14 protein-coding genes, 1 tRNA gene and 1 pseudogene are annotated in these 17,837 nt (G+C 64.8%); 6 read left to right on the forward strand and 10 right to left on the reverse strand.

Annotation, left to right across the window (positions count from 1 at the left end; translation table 11 throughout):
- Window positions 1-104: 104 nt before the first annotated feature.
- Complete coding sequence (locus N911_RS0112745; RefSeq protein ID WP_051694367.1) at window positions 105-2,705, forward strand: PEP/pyruvate-binding domain-containing protein; 2,601 nt, start codon at window positions 105-107, stop codon at window positions 2,703-2,705.
- Window positions 2,706-3,177: 472 nt separating this feature from the next.
- Here the strand turns inward: N911_RS0112745 and N911_RS17045 are convergent.
- Window positions 3,178-4,577: pseudogene (locus tag N911_RS17045) on the reverse strand (IS1380 family transposase).
- A 181-nt stretch (window positions 4,578-4,758) separates the two neighbouring features.
- Here N911_RS17045 and N911_RS18325 point away from each other — a divergent pair.
- A complete protein-coding gene (locus N911_RS18325; RefSeq protein WP_138774424.1) occupies window positions 4,759-4,974 on the forward strand; it encodes a hypothetical protein in 216 nt (71 codons plus the stop codon).
- A 99-nt stretch (window positions 4,975-5,073) separates the two neighbouring features.
- On the opposite strand, the gene N911_RS18110 is transcribed toward N911_RS18325, so the two are convergent.
- Together N911_RS18110 and N911_RS0112760 are read right to left on the reverse strand one after the other, a co-directional pair.
- Window positions 5,074-5,454 carry a hypothetical protein gene (locus N911_RS18110; protein ID WP_081859242.1) on the reverse strand — a complete coding sequence of 127 codons (381 nt, stop codon included), beginning with the start codon at window positions 5,452-5,454 and terminating at the stop codon, window positions 5,074-5,076.
- Between the two features lie 722 nt (window positions 5,455-6,176).
- Window positions 6,177-6,252 (reverse strand) — tRNA-Glu (locus tag N911_RS0112760).
- Between the two features lie 255 nt (window positions 6,253-6,507).
- Here N911_RS0112760 and msrB point away from each other — a divergent pair.
- Both msrB and N911_RS0112770 read left to right on the forward strand, forming a co-directional pair.
- Entirely contained in the window at window positions 6,508-7,575 is a 1,068-nt protein-coding gene (gene msrB, locus N911_RS0112765; protein WP_029897776.1) for a peptide-methionine (R)-S-oxide reductase MsrB, read from the forward strand.
- 101 nt (window positions 7,576-7,676) lie between these two features.
- Window positions 7,677-7,880, forward strand: a complete 204-nt coding sequence (locus tag N911_RS0112770) for a hypothetical protein (protein WP_029897778.1) — start codon at window positions 7,677-7,679, stop codon at window positions 7,878-7,880.
- A gap of 135 nt (window positions 7,881-8,015) precedes the next feature.
- Here the strand turns inward: N911_RS0112770 and N911_RS18510 are convergent, their stop codons facing one another.
- Window positions 8,016-8,159 carry a hypothetical protein gene (locus N911_RS18510; RefSeq protein ID WP_161781634.1) on the reverse strand — a complete coding sequence of 48 codons (144 nt, stop codon included), beginning with the start codon at window positions 8,157-8,159 and terminating at the stop codon, window positions 8,016-8,018.
- 236 nt (window positions 8,160-8,395) lie between these two features.
- Window positions 8,396-8,764, reverse strand: a complete 369-nt coding sequence (locus N911_RS0112780) for a hypothetical protein (RefSeq protein ID WP_051694369.1) — start codon at window positions 8,762-8,764, stop codon at window positions 8,396-8,398.
- Window positions 8,765-9,116: 352 nt separating this feature from the next.
- Between N911_RS0112780 and greA the strand changes: the two genes are divergently transcribed.
- Entirely contained in the window at window positions 9,117-9,602 is a 486-nt protein-coding gene (gene greA, locus N911_RS0112785) for a transcription elongation factor GreA (protein WP_029897782.1), read from the forward strand.
- A gap of 162 nt (window positions 9,603-9,764) precedes the next feature.
- Here the strand turns inward: greA and N911_RS0112790 are convergent, their stop codons facing one another.
- The 5 genes from N911_RS0112790 to N911_RS0112810 all read right to left on the reverse strand — a co-directional run bounded on the left by N911_RS0112790 (window position 9,765) and on the right by N911_RS0112810 (window position 16,512).
- Complete coding sequence (locus N911_RS0112790) at window positions 9,765-10,739, reverse strand: ABC transporter substrate-binding protein (RefSeq protein WP_029897784.1); 975 nt, start codon at window positions 10,737-10,739, stop codon at window positions 9,765-9,767.
- A 123-nt stretch (window positions 10,740-10,862) separates the two neighbouring features.
- Entirely contained in the window at window positions 10,863-12,338 is a 1,476-nt protein-coding gene (gene betB, locus N911_RS0112795) for a betaine-aldehyde dehydrogenase (protein WP_029897785.1), read from the reverse strand.
- Between the two features lie 25 nt (window positions 12,339-12,363).
- Complete coding sequence (betA, locus tag N911_RS0112800; protein ID WP_029897786.1) at window positions 12,364-14,010, reverse strand: choline dehydrogenase; 1,647 nt, start codon at window positions 14,008-14,010, stop codon at window positions 12,364-12,366.
- Between the two features lie 64 nt (window positions 14,011-14,074).
- Entirely contained in the window at window positions 14,075-14,890 is an 816-nt protein-coding gene (locus tag N911_RS0112805; protein WP_081859243.1) for a FadR/GntR family transcriptional regulator, read from the reverse strand.
- A gap of 254 nt (window positions 14,891-15,144) precedes the next feature.
- The gene (locus N911_RS0112810) at window positions 15,145-16,512 is read right to left on the reverse strand and encodes an L-serine ammonia-lyase (protein WP_029897790.1); all 1,368 of its coding nucleotides are present in this window, start codon (window positions 16,510-16,512) and stop codon (window positions 15,145-15,147) included.
- Between the two features lie 171 nt (window positions 16,513-16,683).
- Here N911_RS0112810 and N911_RS0112815 point away from each other — a divergent pair, with 171 nt between their 5' ends.
- Window positions 16,684-17,835 (forward strand): c-type cytochrome, encoded by a 1,152-nt coding sequence (locus tag N911_RS0112815; protein WP_029897792.1) that lies wholly within the window; start codon window positions 16,684-16,686, stop codon window positions 17,833-17,835.
- The last annotated feature ends 2 nt before the right edge of the window (window positions 17,836-17,837 follow it).

Consider the following 17,837-nt stretch of genomic DNA (forward strand, 5'->3'; position numbering starts at 1 on the left):
GGCGCGCCTTTCGGCCGGGGGTCAACATGCGGGCCCCCGGCCTTTTCCATTTTCGTGCGCGAGTGTAGGTTCATCTTGCGGCCATTGGCCGAGGGAGGCGCGAGATGGGGCTGTTGAACAGACTGTTGGGCTCCAGGAAAACCGATCCGGATGAGGCCGGGCGGCTGCGGCTTGAATTCCGCAAGCGTTACCACTGGTTCAAGCGCCTTATCCGGGCCAACCGGGCCACCCTGGAGGGGATGGCCGAAATCCAGGAGATGCTGCGCTGGGAGCGGCCCTTCTCCATGGTCCGGGCCCGGACGGTCTGTGCCCGTGTCTCCCTGGAGACCTGGAAGATAGTGGACGCAATGACCAACATCGCGCCCAGCCGCTACGATGTTCTTAGTGAGCGGTTCGCGGCCCTCAAAGCGGGGCTGGAGGAGCGGCTGGAGCCCATCCGGCACGCCCAGGACGGGCCGCTGGTACTGCCCCTGGCGGAGATCGGCCTGGACCGGACCATGGAGGTGGGCGGCAAGGCCGCGGTGCTTGGCGAGATGGCCGGGCCGCTTGGCCTGAACACCCCCGGGGGGTTCGCGATCACCGCCTCGGGCTTCGCCCGCTTCATGGCCCACAACGAACTGGACTCGGAGATAGAGAGCCGCATCAGGGCTGCTTCCCCCTCCCATCTGGACGAACTGTACGCCCTGCAGTCGGAATTGTACGGACTGGTCATGGCCGCTGAATTGCCCGCGGAATTGACCCGGGCCATGGAGGAGGCGGTGGAGCGGACCAGGCAGGCCTTTGACCAGGGCCGGGCCGCGGTGCGCAGCAGCGCGCTGGTTGAGGACCTGCCCGGGGCCTCATTCGCCGGCCTGCACCGTTCCCTTCTCAACGTGGAGTTGGATGAACTGGGCAGGGCCTACAAAGAGGTGGTGGGCAGCCTCTTCTCCCTGCCAGCCATGACGTATCGCTTCGAGCGCGGCATTCCGGATGAGGACGCCGTCATGTGCGTGATTGTGCTGGGCATGCAGCAGGCCCGCTCCGGTGGCGTGCTCTACACGGCCAATCCAGTGGACGGAAGCCGGGAGGTGGTCGTCAACTCCGTCTGGGGGCTGCCCAAGGGGGTTGTGGACGGCCGTTGCCGACCCGACGTCTTTACAGTGCGCGACGGGGAGGTGGACGTGTGCACCGGCGACAAGGTCTGCGCCTATCAGCCGCTGGACGAGGAAGGGGTGGCCAGGAGGCCGGTGGGGGAGGATCTGGGCGGGGAGCCTTCCCTGACCCGGGAGGAGGTCCTCACGTTGGCCGAGGTTGGCCGCAGGCTGGAGGAGCGCTTCCAAGGGCCGCTGGACGTGGAGTGGCTCATCGACACGGACGGAAAACTGGTGCTTCTCCAATGCCGTCCATTGCACATCGCTTTCGCGGAAGAGTCGTCCGTCGAGTCGCCCGCGCGGGAGCCCCTGTATACGGGCGGTGTGGCGGCCTCGCCCGGAGTGGCCGGTGGCCCGGTGAAAGTGGTGCGGCGGGCGGCGCAGGAATTGAATTTTCCCCAGGGGGCGGTGCTGGTGGCGCCCCAGGCCCTGCCCAGGCTGGCCTCTCTCATGGGGCGGGCCTCGGCCGTGGTGGCCGGCACGGGCAGCGTTACCGGCCACCTGGCCAGCGTTTGCCGCGAGTTCGGGGTGCCCGCCCTGTTCGGCCTGCCCGAGGCTGTGGAGGAACTGGCGGACGGCCAGGAGATCACTGTGGACGGACGGGCCGGGACCATCCTGCCGGGCCCGCCGCCGCCGGAGGCCGCAACGGCGCGGCCCGATCTCGGCCAGTCCGCGCCCGTGCGGGAATTGCTCGCCCGCGCGGCCGAACTCATCACCCCTCTGCATCTTACCGACCCCTCCTCCATCAGCTTTCGGGCCGGGAACGTTGCCACCTACCACGACATCACCCGCTTTTGCCACGAGAAGGCGGTGGAGGAGATGTTTCGCTTCGGTCGCGACCACCACTTCCCGGAGCGTTCCTCCAAGCGCCTCTACACTCACGCCCCAACCCAGTGGTGGGTGCTCAATCTTGACGACGGCTTCCGCCAGGAAGTGGAAGGCAAGTTCGTGCGGCTTGAGGATATAGCCTGTCTGCCCATGCTGGCCCTGTGGAGCGGGGTGGCCTTCGAGCCCTGGCAGGGGCCGCCGAGGCTGGACACCGGAGGGTTCATGTCGGTCATGTTCCGCTCCACCACCGACCCCTCCCTTGTCGCGGGCGCCCGCCCCAAGCAGACCGAGCGCAACTACTTCATGATCTCCCGCGAGTACTGCAGCTTGACTTCCCGCCTGGGCTACCACTTCTGCACCGTGGAGGCGCTGGTGGGGCAGAGGCCCGGGGAAAACCACGCCGCATTCTCTTTTCAGGGGGGTGCGGCGGACGATGAGCGCAGACATATGCGGGTGCGGCTCATCGGTTCCATTCTTGAGGAACGGGGCTTTCAGGTGGAGATTCGCGGGGACGTTCTGCGTTCCTCGGTGCAGGGGCTGGAGGCCGAGGCTATGTATGACGCTCTCCGCGTGCTGGGCTATCTGACCATCCACACCCGCCAGATCGACATGGCAATGGCCAATCAGGCCGAAACCCGCCGTTTGACGGAAAACCTCCGCCAGGGACTCGACCGTTTGCTAGCGCAAGCAGGGGGGCGCGCACCGGATTTGAGAGCGGCAGAGCCAGGGGGCGACACTCCTTCCTAGGAAGCCTGCCCATTCTGTTTCCATCGTCCCGACCGACGGCGACGCATCGGCTGGTGTGGCGCTTCACCGGGCTATGAAGAAGCTGGGCGGGATTGAAATACTCTTCCTTCCTGGGAAGAGCGGGAATGGTTGGTGAGGAGGTCCAGGAATACGAATGGCCATGCATAAGATTTCTCCGGGGATTGTACCCTTGGCCTGACTATGTGAAAAAAGCGCGACTCAGAATACGTGCAATTAATTTCGCATGTCGGCTGCAGGAATGCGTTACTTTGCTCCCGCCTAAATCAAGCGTTCCGGGCACTGCAAAAGTCTCCAGAGACAAAACCTGGCGCTGCAGCACGAAAAGACGCCGATTCGGACGAAGGGTTGACGGCATAGGGGCCGTGAAGAGCCTGCGCATGACAAACTTGGCCCCTTTTCCCGATCAAAGGACGCACTTCTCCCGCCGATGTTCACGGGACAGGTGAATGGTTCATCTCCAGGCGAAACGAGGAGCGCAGAGACATCGCTCCCACAGCTCTTTGAAATTGAGCGACTCCATGGTGACGGTCGTCACCTTGAGCACGGTCCTGCCCGCATGGGTGACGACCTTGGCTGCGACGTCCACCAACCGGCGGCGAAGCGTGGTCGGGAATGCGGTGACGGGCACCGCCGGCTCGCTGACATCCTCCTTGAACGCCTCGAACAGGAAGAAGCCGAGGAGCATGGTGTAGTAGAAGGCGGCGTTGTGGATAAAGTGTTGGAACGGCAATTCTTCGAAGCCGAAATCTTTGAAGGCTCGGTGCACCAGTTCATCCGCTCCGCGCTGATGGTAAGAGTGGATGACGGCGTTGGTCTCGGTCAGGCAGCCAAGGCCGGCGTCTCGCAACTGCTGATCAACGACCCCGCCCATGCCGAGGTTGGTGTAGGCGATCGTCCCAGGCCGGCTCCCGGGCAGAAGGTACTGCTTCTCCTCCAGCAGGGGACGCCCGAAGATGGTTCTGTAGAAGCGGTCCCAGGACTGGCGGCGGTCGCCGAACTCGAAGCACTGCCAGACATCCTCGTCGGTCTTGCCGAAGTGGTGGGCATACGCGGCCTCGGCAGCGTCTCGATCATGGCCTTGATGCCGCCGTAGAACTTGCCGCCGCAGATGAAGCCGATGTCGAGCTTCTCTATCTCGGCAAATAGGTCCTGATCGAAGAAGCCGGAGTCCATGCGGATGATGATGGGCGCGGTTTCGCTATAGCGGGTGCGGATCATGCGCACCACATGACGGATCATCTTTTCGGCGGTGTCGCCGTTGTTGGAGTGCTTGTCGCCGCCACGGAAGACGGCGTCGATGATGAAGCGGCCCCAGGTCATCTGAAGCGGCTGAAAGCCTTTGACTTTTTTGTAAGTGGGTTTGACGCCATGGCGCTTCGGGGCCTGGTCGTTGTCCATGACCATGGTGTCGATGTTCAACTCGATCACGTCGGGACGGGCAATAGTGAGCCGCCAGAGGAAGAGCTGCTGCAGAAGGTGGCGGAACTTGTATGTCCGCACCGGGGAGAAGGCCCGGTAGAACCGCTTGATGGTGTGCGAGGAAGCCATGTCGGTTCGGTCTGTTTCGATGGCGGCGGCGTAACCGGGGTCCTTGGCTAGGACATCGAAGTGGGCCAAGTGACGGCTTGTGCCGTCAAAGAGGAAGCAGAGAATCTGCTTGAACAGTTCGTCGATAGGCGCGCCCTTGGGGTGCTTGCGCATGGAGCCGAAGAGGCGGTCGAGGTGCGGGAACAGGTCGATGCCGCGCAGGTAGCGAGCGAAGAGGTTGAGGCCAGCCCGACCCGTCAGGCAGTCGTTCGTGACCTGGACATCGTGGATGAAACTTGCTCTTTTGGACTTGCACTTGGACATCCAGCCCTCCACCATATGGGTGACACGTCCATGGCCTCTGGCTGGATATGATTGTAAACGAAAGCAAGGCGATATGCCAGAAATGGCGTTGTGTCAGGCTGGCGTATCGCTCAGATTAGGTTTGAAGAACACTAGAGGGCCTGCCCGTCAAGGGCCGGGCCGGAAGCCATGGGGGGGTATCATGAGGAGTTCAGCCGAACGTAAACGAGCCGAACGTGAACGCCTGCGGGAGCGAGGCGCACGTCAGTTCCTTGTGACCCTGGAGGGCGAGGCCCTGGCCGAACTGGAGAGGCGGACAGCCGAAGGCCAGACCGTCTCTCAGGTGGTGGAAGGGCTGCTCGTGGGGGCGGCCAAGGCGAAGAAGGATGCCCGGAGGTTCTACCTCCGCAGGACATGACTAGTCGCATGATGGGGAGGCAGGGGCATATGGTTCACCGGTTTCATGAAACCCGCACGCGCGCGCGAGGGAGTGGCCCAAGAAAGGGGAAGGGTGGGGCTATGGATTGCGGGTGTTGCTTTGGTATGAAACAGAACCCATGGCCGAACACGATGTTATACCAGTGAGGCCATTCCTCCCCATGGACACTTTGATAGTCTGTTCATTTATAGGAAGAACACTCTTTCCAACAGATTCTCCATGCTCGTGGGCGATACTCATGAGTTGCTGCTTGCATGACTCCAAAACTGCATCACTTTCCGGCACAAACTGGTATCTTGAATAATAAATTACAATTGTAAATCCACCATCTTTTTCATCTATTCTATAGTCTGTATCTTTGTCATAGGATTGAAGAGGCTTGTTTGTATACCCAACTGGAGTTGCACAAGACGCTAACAACATTGCCAGGGCCACACATAGCATTGTCTTATGTAGCATGAGAACCTCTTATGATTCGGGGTATGCTGCCCCGCCGGGGGCCAGGGAAAACCTTTCACCCCGCCGGTGTGAACGCTTAAGGGCAAGATACCCATGGGGGCGGTCCTGTGCAAGCCCCCATCAAGCATCGGGGCGTGCCCTCGCCTTCAAAATCGTAACCGACCAAGCGTTGGCAAAAGAAATCCCCGCCACCGAGGTGGCGAGGGATACCCCCGTCGAACACCTGGAAGGAAACGTGCAAAGCGCCGGGGGTAGTACGCCAAACACACCACGACCAGGGTCTTATAAAGTACGGGCTGGCCAAGGCCAGGTCAAGGCCCTGTCTGTCCTTTTGGCGGCATTGCTCCCATGTTGGCGCGTGTTCTTCGCTATTGGGCCATATTCACCCTAGTTGGCGCCTATTCAATTCTGCTGGATCATGTTGCCAGGCCACGGCTCCGGCCAATGTGGCGCAACAACTTCCATCACCTCAAGAAGGCAGGACAGGTGAGGTAGGCCTACCTCCCGGACGGCCACGGCCTCACGCCCTGGCTAAGTCCGCTTATTCGCCTCCGGCTCAACGCAAGCTGACCACTGACCACCTCCGAACTCTGGCGGGGCTGAGGGCAACTCCTGAGCCGTCAAGCCCCCAAAAACGGCTTGAAGGTTGGAAATACGGTTGGAAAAAATCGGTTGGAAATGGAAAAGGGCCTAGGATTCACTCCTAAGCCCTTGAATTTCCTTGGCGTCCCCAGGGGGATTTGAACCCCCGTTGCCGGCGTGAGAGGCCGGAGTCCTAGGCCACTAGACGATGGGGACGCGGTGTGGCCATGCGGGGATCACCCGCGCGGAAGAAACCGTTTAGATGCGTTGGGGCGGGTTGTCAAGGTTCGTGGGCAAAGATTTCGCGTACGGCGCGCGGAGGGCGGTCGGCCGGTTTTCGGGGCGGGAGTGGCAGCGCGACGGGCCATCCCTTGTCCACGAAACTCCCACCCTTTCCCGAAATCTCCCCAGCCCCTTACCAGCCCGGCGCGGGCGTGTTATCTTATCCGCAAAATCGGAGGTTCGCGCGTGATGCGCTTCATCTTCATTCTGACCATGTGCCTGGCCCTGCTGGCCGGGCTGGGAGGGACGGCTATGGCTGAGCGGGCCCGGGCCTATTTCGCTGGCGGGTGTTTCTGGTGCGTGGAGGCGGATTTCGAGAAACTGCCCGGCGTGGTGGAGGCGGTCTCCGGCTATGCCGGGGGCGAGGAGGAGAACCCCAGCTACGAGCAAGTGGCCTCCGGCTCCACGGAGCACCTGGAGTCGGTGCGGGTGGAGTACGACCCGGATGTCGTCTCCTACCGCGATCTGGTGGACGCCTTCTGGCGCATGATCAACCCCACGGACGACGGGGGGCAGTTCGGCGACCGGGGCCACCAGTACACCACGGCCATCTTCTATCAAAACGAGGAGGAGAAGCGCATCGCGGAGACATCCCGCGACGAACTGGCCGTCACGGGCAAGTACGACAAGCCCGTCAAGACGGACATCCGGCCCCTGAATGCTTTCCACGAGGCCGAGGACTACCATCAGGACTACTACAAGGAGCACGGCATCCGGTACAAGTCGTACCGCTTCTTTTCCGGCCGCGACTCTTACCTGGAGGATAAGTGGGGAGATAAGCCGCTGCGGGACATCAAGGAGCGGATCAAGGGCGGCGGCTGGGAGAAGCCCAGCGACGAGGAGTTGCGCTCGCGGCTGACGGACATGCAGTACCGCGTCACACAGAAGGATGGTACCGAACCCGCCTTCGACAACGAGTACCACGACGAGAAGCGGCCCGGCATCTACGTGGACATCGTCTCCGGCGAGCCCCTCTTCTCCTCCACGGACAAGTTCGACTCCGGTACGGGCTGGCCCAGCTTCACCAAGCCGCTGGAGCCGGGCAACATCACCGAGCACGTGGACCGCAAGCTGCTCATGACCCGCACGGAGGTGCGCTCGGCCAAGGCTGACTCCCACCTTGGTCACGTCTTCGACGACGGCCCCGCGCCCACGGGCAAGCGCTACTGCATCAACTCCGCCGCCCTGCGCTTCATTCCCAGGGAGAAACTGGAGGAGGAGGGGTACGGGGAGTACCTGCGCCTCTTCGAGGAGTAGCCCGGCAGAATCTTCCGGCACGGTTCGTGAAACGCGTCCACCGACGGGAACCCACTCGGGAGGGGAAAACCCCGAAGACGGGCAACCCAGAGGAGGACGCCATGTCGCAGATCAACGGACTGGGCGGCTCCCCCATGGCCGACGCGGCCAAGGGAATCGCCGAGGAAATGAAGGACATCCGCAAGCTGAAGATGTCTCGCGAGGCAATGGTCGACCCCAGCAAGGTCGGCAAGCTCATCCAGATGCAGGCCAATCCCATCTACAACGCCAGCGGCAACATCATCCAGACCGCAGGCAAGCTCTAGGCTCGTGTTCCCGTCGTCACTGCCCGCCCCGGCCGCCATCCCGGCGGCCGGGGCGACACGTGCCTGACCCGTCACGAAAAAAGGGCCCGCCGATCATCTCGATCGGCGGGCCCTTGTCTTGGCCTCACGGCCGGCCTACTTGCCCTGGCCCCGGTAGCGCTTGTGGTGGCGCTTGGAGTGCTTGTTCTTGGGCCGGGTGTTGCGGCTGCATCCGATGGAGGTGATCTTGTACTTCTGGGTCTCGTTGCTGTTCTTGGCGGTCACGGACTTCTTGGCCATGGCTCGTTCTCCAGGTCCTGCTTGCCCCCGTTGCGGGGAACGAGTTGGTTTGGCCCGCCGGGCGCGTGGGGCGCGGTCCGGGCGAGCGGTCTGACAACGTGAAGACGGACCGCTCGAGTGGTTCGAATGGTCCGTCTTTCAAGGAAAAAGCGAACGGCCGGAGATGCGGCTCCGGCCGGTTCGGCCCTGGATATGTTCCGGGGACGGGGGACGAATAATTTTCCGCGCCGCCGCTGTCAACAGGTCTCTTCGCCGCGGGCCACGCACTGCAGCAGGGTGCGGAACTCCGTGGTGGCTTCGTGCTCCTCCAAAAAGTCGAAAAGCCGGTTGGAGACCTTCTTGTTCAGGGTCAGCTCGCCCTTAGCGTCGTAATGGAAGGGAATGAAGGTGGCCTTGGCCGGGCTGCGCAGGGTGATGGTCACGAAGCGCGGTCGGCCGTTGACTTCCTTGAGGGAGGCGTCGAACTCCACGTTGCGCCCGTGCAGGCTGAGGGCCTTGCGGTTCAGCACGCGGTCGGAGCGGCTGGGCTCGCGGGAAGTGGTGGCCACAACGGCCCGCTCGAAAGCCTCGAGATCCTGGCGCAGCGATTTTTTGTCGTTTTGCATGGGCGCCCTCCATTCGGCGGATTGCCCGGCGGTATTGAAAGGGAATTGCCGACCGCTCGGGGTGGGAATATGCCACCTGGCGAGCTCGCGGGCAAGGCGGGCGCGCGAGTCGCACGGCGGCCTTTATTTCCTGATACGCCTCGCGGCGGAGTTTGCAAAGGCGGACTTGACCGGGATTCGAGGATGTCTTACCGATTGAGGCATCGACGCCCGGCGAGGTCCGGGCACCGCAATCCGCCGCATCTGGCGGGGCGCATCGAATGGAACCACGGGACGCACCGGCCCGCGAGAGCGGTCCGGCGGGTTCCGCTTTTGTATTTCAAAGGGCGCGCACGCGCCGGGGATGAGAGAGATGAGCGAGATTCCCATTTCCAGGCAGGGGTTTAAGAAGCTCGAGGAAGAGCTGGAGCAGCTCAAGAAGGAGCGGCCCGAGGTCATCCAGGCCATCAAGGAGGCCCGCGAGGAGGGCGATCTTCGCGAGAACGCGGGCTACGACGCGGCCAAGGACCGCCAGGGCATGCTCGAGGCGCGCATCAACTACATCGAGTCGCGCCTGCCGCAGTGCTGCGTCATCGACCGCGAGGAGCTGGACGGGGACAAGGTCATCTACGGGGCCACCGTGGAGATCGAGGACGTGGACACCGGCGACGTCAAGACCTGGACCCTGCTCGGCCCGGACGAGGCCGACCACACCAAGGGCTCTATCTCCGTCTTTTCCCCCGTGGGCAAGGCGCTCATCGGCAAGGAGGTTGGCGACGAGATCGTGGTGGACGCCCCCCGCGGCCGCATCACCTACGAAATCAGCGACATCAACTTCGATCCCAACGCGGGCTGCTGAGCAGCCGAGACACATTCGCCGAGACCATGCAGGCCCGGACGCGCATGCGTCCGGGCCTTTTTTGCGTCGAACTTCCGCCCCGGCGCGGGGACGTAAAAGAAGCCCGGGCTCGCTCGGAGCCCGGGCTTCTTCGCGTCGTACGCACCCGTTGGGGGCGTCAGACTATTTTTTCAGGGTGGGCAGGCAGTCCTTGAACACCGGCAGGGCGGGCTTGCCGTCCTTGGTGGTCACGCCGTCCAGCCACTCGGCGTACTGGTCCGGGTTCTTCTCCAGCCAGCGCAGGGCGGCTTGGCGGGGCTTGAGGCTGGAGTCCTCGTGCAGCGTGGTCATGATCTGGTTCATCATGGGAATGGGGAAGGTGAACTGCTTGAAGAACTTGGCCAGGTTGGGGTTGTCGTCCAGGAAGCCGTCGCGCACGTTGGTGTACACCGTGGCGGTGCCGTCGTTGCCCCCGAAGGTCTCGGAAGTGGAGCCCTTGAGGTAGGTCATGTCGATGCGCTCGTTCATGGAGTGCGGGGCCCAGCCCAAAAAGACGATCCACTTCTCGTTGCGGGCGTAGGACTGCACCTGGGAGAGCATGCCGGCCTCGGAGGAGGGGACCAGCTCGAAGTCGGCCAGGTCGAACATGTCCTTGTCGATCATCTCCTGGATGATGAGGTTGCCGTCGTTGCCTTCCTCGATGCCGTAGATCTTGTTGTCGAGCTTGTCGGCGTACTTGGCGATGTCCTTGAAGTGGGTCAGGCCACCTTCGGCGACATACGTGGGCACGGCCAGGGTGTATTTGGCCCCGGGCATGTTGGCCACGTAGTTCTCCACGGTGCCTTCCTCGAAGAAGGGATTGGCGATGGAGGCCATGGAGGGCATCCAGTTGCCCAGAAAGACGTCGGCCTCGTCCATGGCCATGGCCTCGTAGGCGATGGGCACCGAGACCATGGTGTTGGAGGACTCGTAGCCCAGGCAGTTCATGATGGCCACGCCGATTTCGGTCTTGATGGTCACGCCGGTCCAGCCCACGCTGACGAAGCGGACTTCGTCCTCCGTGTCCAGGGCGGGGCCGGCCTCGTCCGCCATTGCCGGGGCCGCCAGCATGAGGGCGGCCAGCAGGGTGAGAAGAAGTGTGCGAGCGATACCAGTCATGGCAACTCCTTGGTTGGGGTTCGCATCCGGCCGCTTCGGGACCCGGTCCCGGCGGCCTCCCATCCCCCTTGTTCGGGGCGGGAGAGGGCACCGAGGCCCTCCCCCTCTCGGTCCGATGTATGGTTACTTACCGAACCAGCCGATCTCCTGGGTGGCGTGGTTCTGGTAGATGTGCTTCACTTCCTGGTACTCCTCCAGGCCCATTTTGCCGAGCTCGCGGCCAAGGCCGGACTGCTTGTAGCCGCCCCAGGGGGCCTGCACGAAGTAGACGTTGAAGTCGTTGACCCAGACGGTGCCGAAGCGCAGCGCCTTGGAGACGCGGTGAATGCGGTCCGGGTCGCGGGTCCAGAAACCGGCGGACAGGCCGTAGACCGTGTCGTTGGCCAGCCGCACGACTTCCTCCTCGGTGGAGAACTTCTCCACGGTGATGATGGGCCCGAAGTGTTCCTCCTGCACGATGCGCATCTCGTGGCGGCAGTCGGCGATGAGGGTGGGCTCGTAGAAGAAGCCGTCGGCCAGGGCCGGGTCGTCCGGCCGCTTGCCCCCGCACAGCACGGTGGCGCCCTCCCCGCGGGCGATTTCCACGTAGTTGGACACGTTCTCCAGATGTTCCTTGGAGATGACCGGCCCCATCTGGGTGCCCTCGTCAAAGCCGTTGCCCAGCTTGATCTTGTCGATGCGCTCCTTGAGGGCGGCCACGAAGCGGTCGTGGATGCCCTCCTGCACCATCAGCCTGGTCCCGGCGGAGCAGATCTGCCCGGCGTGGAAGAAGACGCCGTTCAAGGCATAGTCCACGGCCAGGTCGAAGTCGCAGTCGTCAAAGACCAGGTTGGGGTTCTTGCCGCCCAGCTCCAGGGCCATCTTCTTCACGTTGCTCGACGCGGCCTGGATGATCCGCTTGCCGGTGACGATGCCGCCGGTGAAGGAGATGAGGTCCACGTCGAGGTTCTCGGACAACTCCGCGCCCACCTTGGAGCCGGGGCCGAGGACGAGGTTGACCACGCCCGGCGGGATGCCGGCTTCCTCGCACAACTCCACGCACTTGACGGCGGTCAGGGGGGTGATCTCGCTGGGCTTCATGATGACCGTGCAGCCCGCGGCCAGGGCCGGGGCCAGCTTCCAGGCGGCCTGCAGGAGAGGGTAGTTCCAGGGGGATATCTGGCCGCAGACGCCGATGGGCTCGCGCACCACCACGGAGGTGGTGTCCGGCACCGGCGAGGCGATGACCTCGCCCTCGTCCTTGTCCGCCAGACCCGCATAGTAGCGGAAGATGCCCGCGATGTCGTCCATGTCCCAGCGGGACTCCTCCACGGTCTTGCCGGTGTCCAGGCTTTCCAGCCGGGCCAGCTCCTCGCGGTCGCGGGCTATGAGATCGGCCAGGCGGCGCACCGCCTCGCCGCGCTCGGCGGCGGGCAGGTGCGGCCAGGGCCCGTTGTCGAAGGCGTCCCGGGCGGCGGCGATGGCCACCTGGGCGTCCTCCCTGCCCCCTTCGGGCACCTCGGCGATGACCGATTGGTCGAAGGGGTTGATGATGTTCACGGTGGCCCCGGAACGCGCCGGGACCCACTCGCCGTTTATGTACATCTGCTTGCGAAGCATGCTCGTTCTCCGAATGCCTGGTCCGCTAGGCGTCCTTCTTGTGGTTGTAGAAGGGCAGCTCGGACTTTTCCATGGAGTTGCCCAGGATGTGGTCGGCGGCCTTTTCGCCGATCATCATCACCGGGGCGTAGATGTTGCCGTTGGTGATGTAGGGCATGACCGAGGCGTCCACCACGCGCAGGCCGCGCACGCCGTGCACCCGCAGGTCGCTGTCCACCACGGACATGTCGTCGTAGCCCATCTTGCAGGTGCAGGAGGGGTGGTAGGCGCTCTCGCCCTCGCGGGCCACGAAGTCCAGGATCTCCTCGTCCGTCTCCACTCCCTCGCCGGGAGCGATCTCGTGCTTGCGGAAGGGGTCGAAGGCGGGCTGGTTCATGATCTCGCGGGTCTTGCGGATGGCCGCGATCCAGTCCCTGCGCTCCTGCTCCGTGGAGAGGTAGTTGAAGAGGATGGCCGGGTACTCGCGCGGGTCGGAGGACTTGATCTTCACGTGGCCGCGCACGTCGGTGTTCATGGGGCCCACGTGGACCTGGTAGCCGTGGCCCTCGGCCGGGGCGCTACCGTCGTAGCGGATGGCGATGGGCAGGAAGTGGTACTGCAGGTCGGGGTACTCCACCTGATCGTTGGAGCGGATGAAGCCGCCCGCCTCGAAGTGGTTGGAAGCGCCCGCGCCCTTGCGCTGGAAGAGCCACTGGAAGCCGATCCAGGGCTGCCGCCACCACTTCAGGGCCGGGAAGAGGGAGACCGGCTGCTTGGAGGCGTACTGCACGTACAGCTCCAGGTGGTCCTGCAGGTTCTCGCCCACGCCGGGGAGGTCCTTGACCACGTTGATGCCCAGGGAGCGCAGTTCCTCGCCGTTGCCGATGCCGGAGAGCTGCAGCAGCTGCGGGGAGTTGATGGCGCCGCCGCAGAGAATGACCTCGCCGCCGTGGACGGTGTGGGTCTTCTTGCCGCAAGCATACTCCACGCCAGTGGCCCTGTCACCGGAAAAGAGCACGCGGAGCACCTGGGAGCGCAGTTTGATCTCCAGGTTGCGGCGGTACTTGGTGGGGTGCACGTAGGCGCGGGCCGCGTTCCAGCGGCGGGCGCGGTGGGTGGTGCTGTCGAACTTGCCGAAGCCTTCCTGCTGGTAGCCGTTGACGTCCTTGGTCAGGGGGTACCCGGCCTGCTGCACGGCCTGGAAGAAGGCGGAGAAGAGCGGATTGTCGCACTCCGGGGTGTCCAGGTACAGCGGCCCGGCCCCGCCCTGGTACTCGTCGGAGCCGCGCACGCGGCACTCGAAGCGGCGGAAGTAGGGCAGGCAGTGGGAGTAGTCCCAGTTCTCCAGGCCCTCCTCCCGGCCCCACTTCTCGTAGTCCATGGGGTTGCCGCGGATGTAGATCATGCCGTTGATGCAGCTGGAGCCGCCGATGACCTTGCCGCGCGGCTGGTAGATGCGGCGGTTGTGCATCCAGGGCTCGGGCTCGGAGTCGTACCACCAGTTGTAGGTCTTGCCCGCCAGGGGATAGGTCAGGGCCGCGGGCATGTGGATGCGGAAATCCCAGCGGCGGTCCCAGCCGCCGGCCTCCAGGACCAGGACCTTGTTGTTGGGGTCGGCGGAGAGGCGGTTGGCCAGGACGCTGCCCGCCGAGCCGCCGCCCACGATGATGTAGTCGTAATGCTTGGTCGCCATGTCTTTTTCCTCCGGGTGTATTGCTTGTCCCCTGGGGGGACCGATGTCTTGAGGTTTGGCCGGGTCAGCCGGCCTTCTGGGACTCCGGGCCAGTAGTATACCGCCCTGCGTCGCCTTCCACCAGCAATTCGTTGGCCGGAAGCGATTCAGGGCCGAGGTCGCGCACGCAGCGGCGCAGCAGCACGTAGTGGTGGCCGATGGAGGAAAGGGCCTTCTGGGGCTCGCCCTCGGCGATGGACCGGGCGGTCTCCACCCAGTTGGCCACCGTGGCCGCGCGGTAGGCGGGCTCCTCGTACAGCGCGTAGTCGTAGGAGCTGAAGCCGGACTGCACAGCGCCCATGACCCACTCGAAAATGGGGTTGTCGGCCAGGCGGACAAGTTGCAGGTTCAGCTCGCGGTCCAGCTCGCCCAGGGCGTGCATGTCCGGGGACTCGGCCATGGCCAGCCCGGCCAGCCGCTCCGCCCCGTCCACCAGGGCGCTCTTGGCCTCGGCGGAACCCCGGGCGATGGCCAGCACGGTCACGGTGCGGTCCATGGACTCGCGGAACTCGATGAGCCGTTCCGGGGCGAAATTGTTGGTCTTGAGAAAGAGGGCCAGGGACTCGCTCACCCGGGCCACCTCCATCTGCTTGACGAAGGCCCCGCCCTTGGCGCCCTTGCGGATTTCCAAAAGCCCCTTTTCCTTGAGGGCGCGCAGGGCCTCCCGCACCACGCCGCGCGAAGTGCCGAAGATGTCCTGCAGCTCGCGCTCGCTGGGCAGTCCCTCGCCTGGGGACAACTCCCCGGAGAGGATGGCCGCCTCGATCTGCAGGGCGACGTCCTCGGAGGAGCGGCCGTGTCCGGCGCGGTGGAACAGGGAGATGGGGTCCTTCTTGCTCATTTGGTCCTACTTTATCTCAGCGCCTGAGCGCGGTATTCTCCGGGGCGCTTGGGCCGCCCGCAGGCATTTTGACTTGTTTTTCTTTGTTTTCAGGGCGGTCTCGCGGACTCGGGAGAGTCGGGCCGCGCGTTCTGTGAGGCAATTGGTACGACCTTTCGCTCTCGGGGTCAACCCCTTTTTGGCGAAAAGTCGGACCAATCTCGTATCGAGAGGGGGTGCGGCGGCCGGAGGCGGGCGCGGACGGAGAGGGCGGGTCAGCACTCGGTGAGGCTGAGGGCCAGCCCGCCCAGGGAGGTCTCCCTGTACTTGGCGTGGAGGTCCCGCCCGGTGGCGGCCATGGCCCGGATGCAGCGGTCCAGGTTGACCTTGTGCTTGTCCGGGTTCTGGATGGTGGCGATGAGGGCGGCGTTGTACGCCTTGACCGCGCCCATGGCGTTGCGCTCGATGCAGGGAATCTGCACGTAGCCGCCCACGGGGTCGCAGGTCAGGCCCAGGTGGTGTTCCAGGGCGGTCTCGGCGGCGTTTTCCGCCACCCGGTAGTTGTGCCCGCGCGCGTAGGCGATGAGGGCCGCGGCCATGGCCGAGGCCACGCCGATCTCCCCCTGGCAGCCCACCTCGGCCCCGGCGATGGAGGCGTTGTTCTTGGCCAGAAAGCCCACGGCTGCGGCCGCCAGCATCCCCTCGCGCAGGGCCTCGCGGGGGATGTCCAGGTGCTCGCGCAGGGCGTGCAGCACCGCCGGGATGACCCCGGCCGAGCCGGAGGTGGGGGCGGTAACTACCACGTGCCCGGCGGCGTTTTCCTCGGCCACGGCGAAGGCGTAGGCGTTGAGTTGATGCAGGAAGCGGTCCGAGGCCGGGGCGGCCGCCCGCCCGCGCCGGTACAACTCCGGAGCTTTGCGGGCCAGGCGCAGTTCGCCGGGCAGCACGCCCTCCTCGGCCAGCCCCCGCTCCACGGATTGGCGCATGGCCTCCATGATGCGGTCCAGCTCGCCCAGGACCTCCGCTTCGCTCCGCCCGGTGATGGCCGCCTCGTTGTCCAGGATGATCCGGTGCAGCCGCTGTCCCGTGGCCTGGATGTGCGCCTTGAGCCCGTCCATGTCCGCGTAGGGGTAGGCGGGGTCGCCCGCCGCCTCCTCCGGCTCGTCCGGGCTGGTGACTGAGCCGCCGCCCACGGAATGGTAGGTCCGTTCCAGCAGGGGGCCGTCCGGTCCGTCCAGGGTCAGGACGAGGGTGTTGCTACAGGGGTGGCCATGCCCCTCCACCGCGCCGAATACCACTCCGTCCACGGAAACGGTCAGATCGGCTCCTTCCAGGGGGATGCGGCGGGGTTGGCTGGGGTGCATGGCCAGCTCCTCTAGAAAGGCCTGCTCCACCTCTTCCGGGCGATGGCCCAGCAGCCCGGCCACCAGGGCGCGGTCCGTGCCGTGCCCCCTGCCCGTGGCCGAGAGCGAGCCGAACAGCCTGGCCGTCACCCCTGTGGCCCGGGCCAGGGCGTCGCCATCCAGTCCGCGCAGGACCTGGAGAAATCTGTGTCCCGCCCGCATGGGGCCTATGGTGTGGGAGCTGGAAGGGCCTGGGCCGATGGTGAACAGGTCGAATATGCCGGTGCGAATGGGCTGCATCCAGACCCTCCTGCCTCGCTTGTGCGCGGGCGGGGTTCGGTTGTCAACAGTCCACGACTTGACCTGATACCGCGCGAGTGGTCTAAAGTGAATGGAAGAGCCTGTATTTACCTACCTTTTTGGTAGGCAAGCCGGATTGGCCGGGACAGGGCCGCGAGCAAGGAAGGAGATATGCGAATCGCCAAGAAGCCCTGGGGACTGCTGGCCGCGCCGCTGCTGGCGGCCGCGCTGCTGTTCTGGGCGGCCGGCCTGGCCGGGGCGGAGGATGGGCGACTTGGAAGCGATCTGCCCTCGGACCCCGAGGCCCTGTACATGAAGGCCTGCGCCGCCTGCCACGGCCCGGGCGGCACGGGCGCCGATCCGGAGGAGTTCGGCTTCGACGTGCTGCCGCCGGACTTCACCGAGTGCAACTTCGCCTCCCGCGAGCCCACCCAGGACTGGTATTTCGTGGTGGCCGAGGGCGGCCCGGCGCGGGGTTTCTCCGAGTTCATGCCCGCCTTCGGCGACGCCATGACCATCGAGCAGGTCGACAAGACGCTGCGCCACGTCCACTCCCTGTGCGGCGACGACGATTGGCCGCGTGGCGAGCTGAACCTGCCCCGGCCGCTGGTGACCACCAAGGCCTACCCCGAGGACGAGCTGGTGGTGGAGCTGGAGGTGGACGACAAGAAGCGCCAGAGCACCCGCCTCAAGGCCATTTATGAAAAGCGCATCGGGCCGCGCTTCCAGTTGGAGGCGGCCGTGCCCTACGAGTGGCGGGAGCAGGACGACCAGGACTGGGAGTCCGGCGTGGGCGACGCCACCCTGGGCGCCAAGCTGGTGGCCTACTCCAGCCTGGAGTACGGCTCCATCGTCTCCCCGGGGCTGGAGGTGGTCATCCCCACGGGCGAGGAGAAGAACGGCCTGGGCGGCGGCGTGACCAAGCTGGAGCCGTACTTGGCCTGGGGGCAGATATGGCCGCTGTGGGACGTATTCACCCACGCCCAGGTGGGCTACGCCCACGTCATGGGCAACCCCTCCGACCGCGACGTCAACGACGAGTGGTTCTGGCGCACTGCCGTGGGCCGCACTTTCACCTTCGGCCGCTTCGGCCGCACCGTGACCCCCATGGTGGAGTTCGTGGGCCAGGAGGAGATCGGCCGGAACACGCCCACGGAGTGGGACGTGGTGCCCCAGGTGCAGATTCCCCTGAACCGCCGCCAGCACGTGCGGCTGGGCCTGGGCGTGCGCTACCCCCTGAACAACTACCAGACACGCGACCACCGCTACATGGCCTATCTGCTCTGGGACTGGTTCGACGGCGGTTTCTTCGAGGGATGGTGAGC

It is taken from the genome of Desulfohalovibrio reitneri (assembly GCF_000711295.1).
Lineage (GTDB): Bacteria > Desulfobacterota > Desulfovibrionia > Desulfovibrionales > Desulfovibrionaceae > Desulfohalovibrio > Desulfohalovibrio reitneri.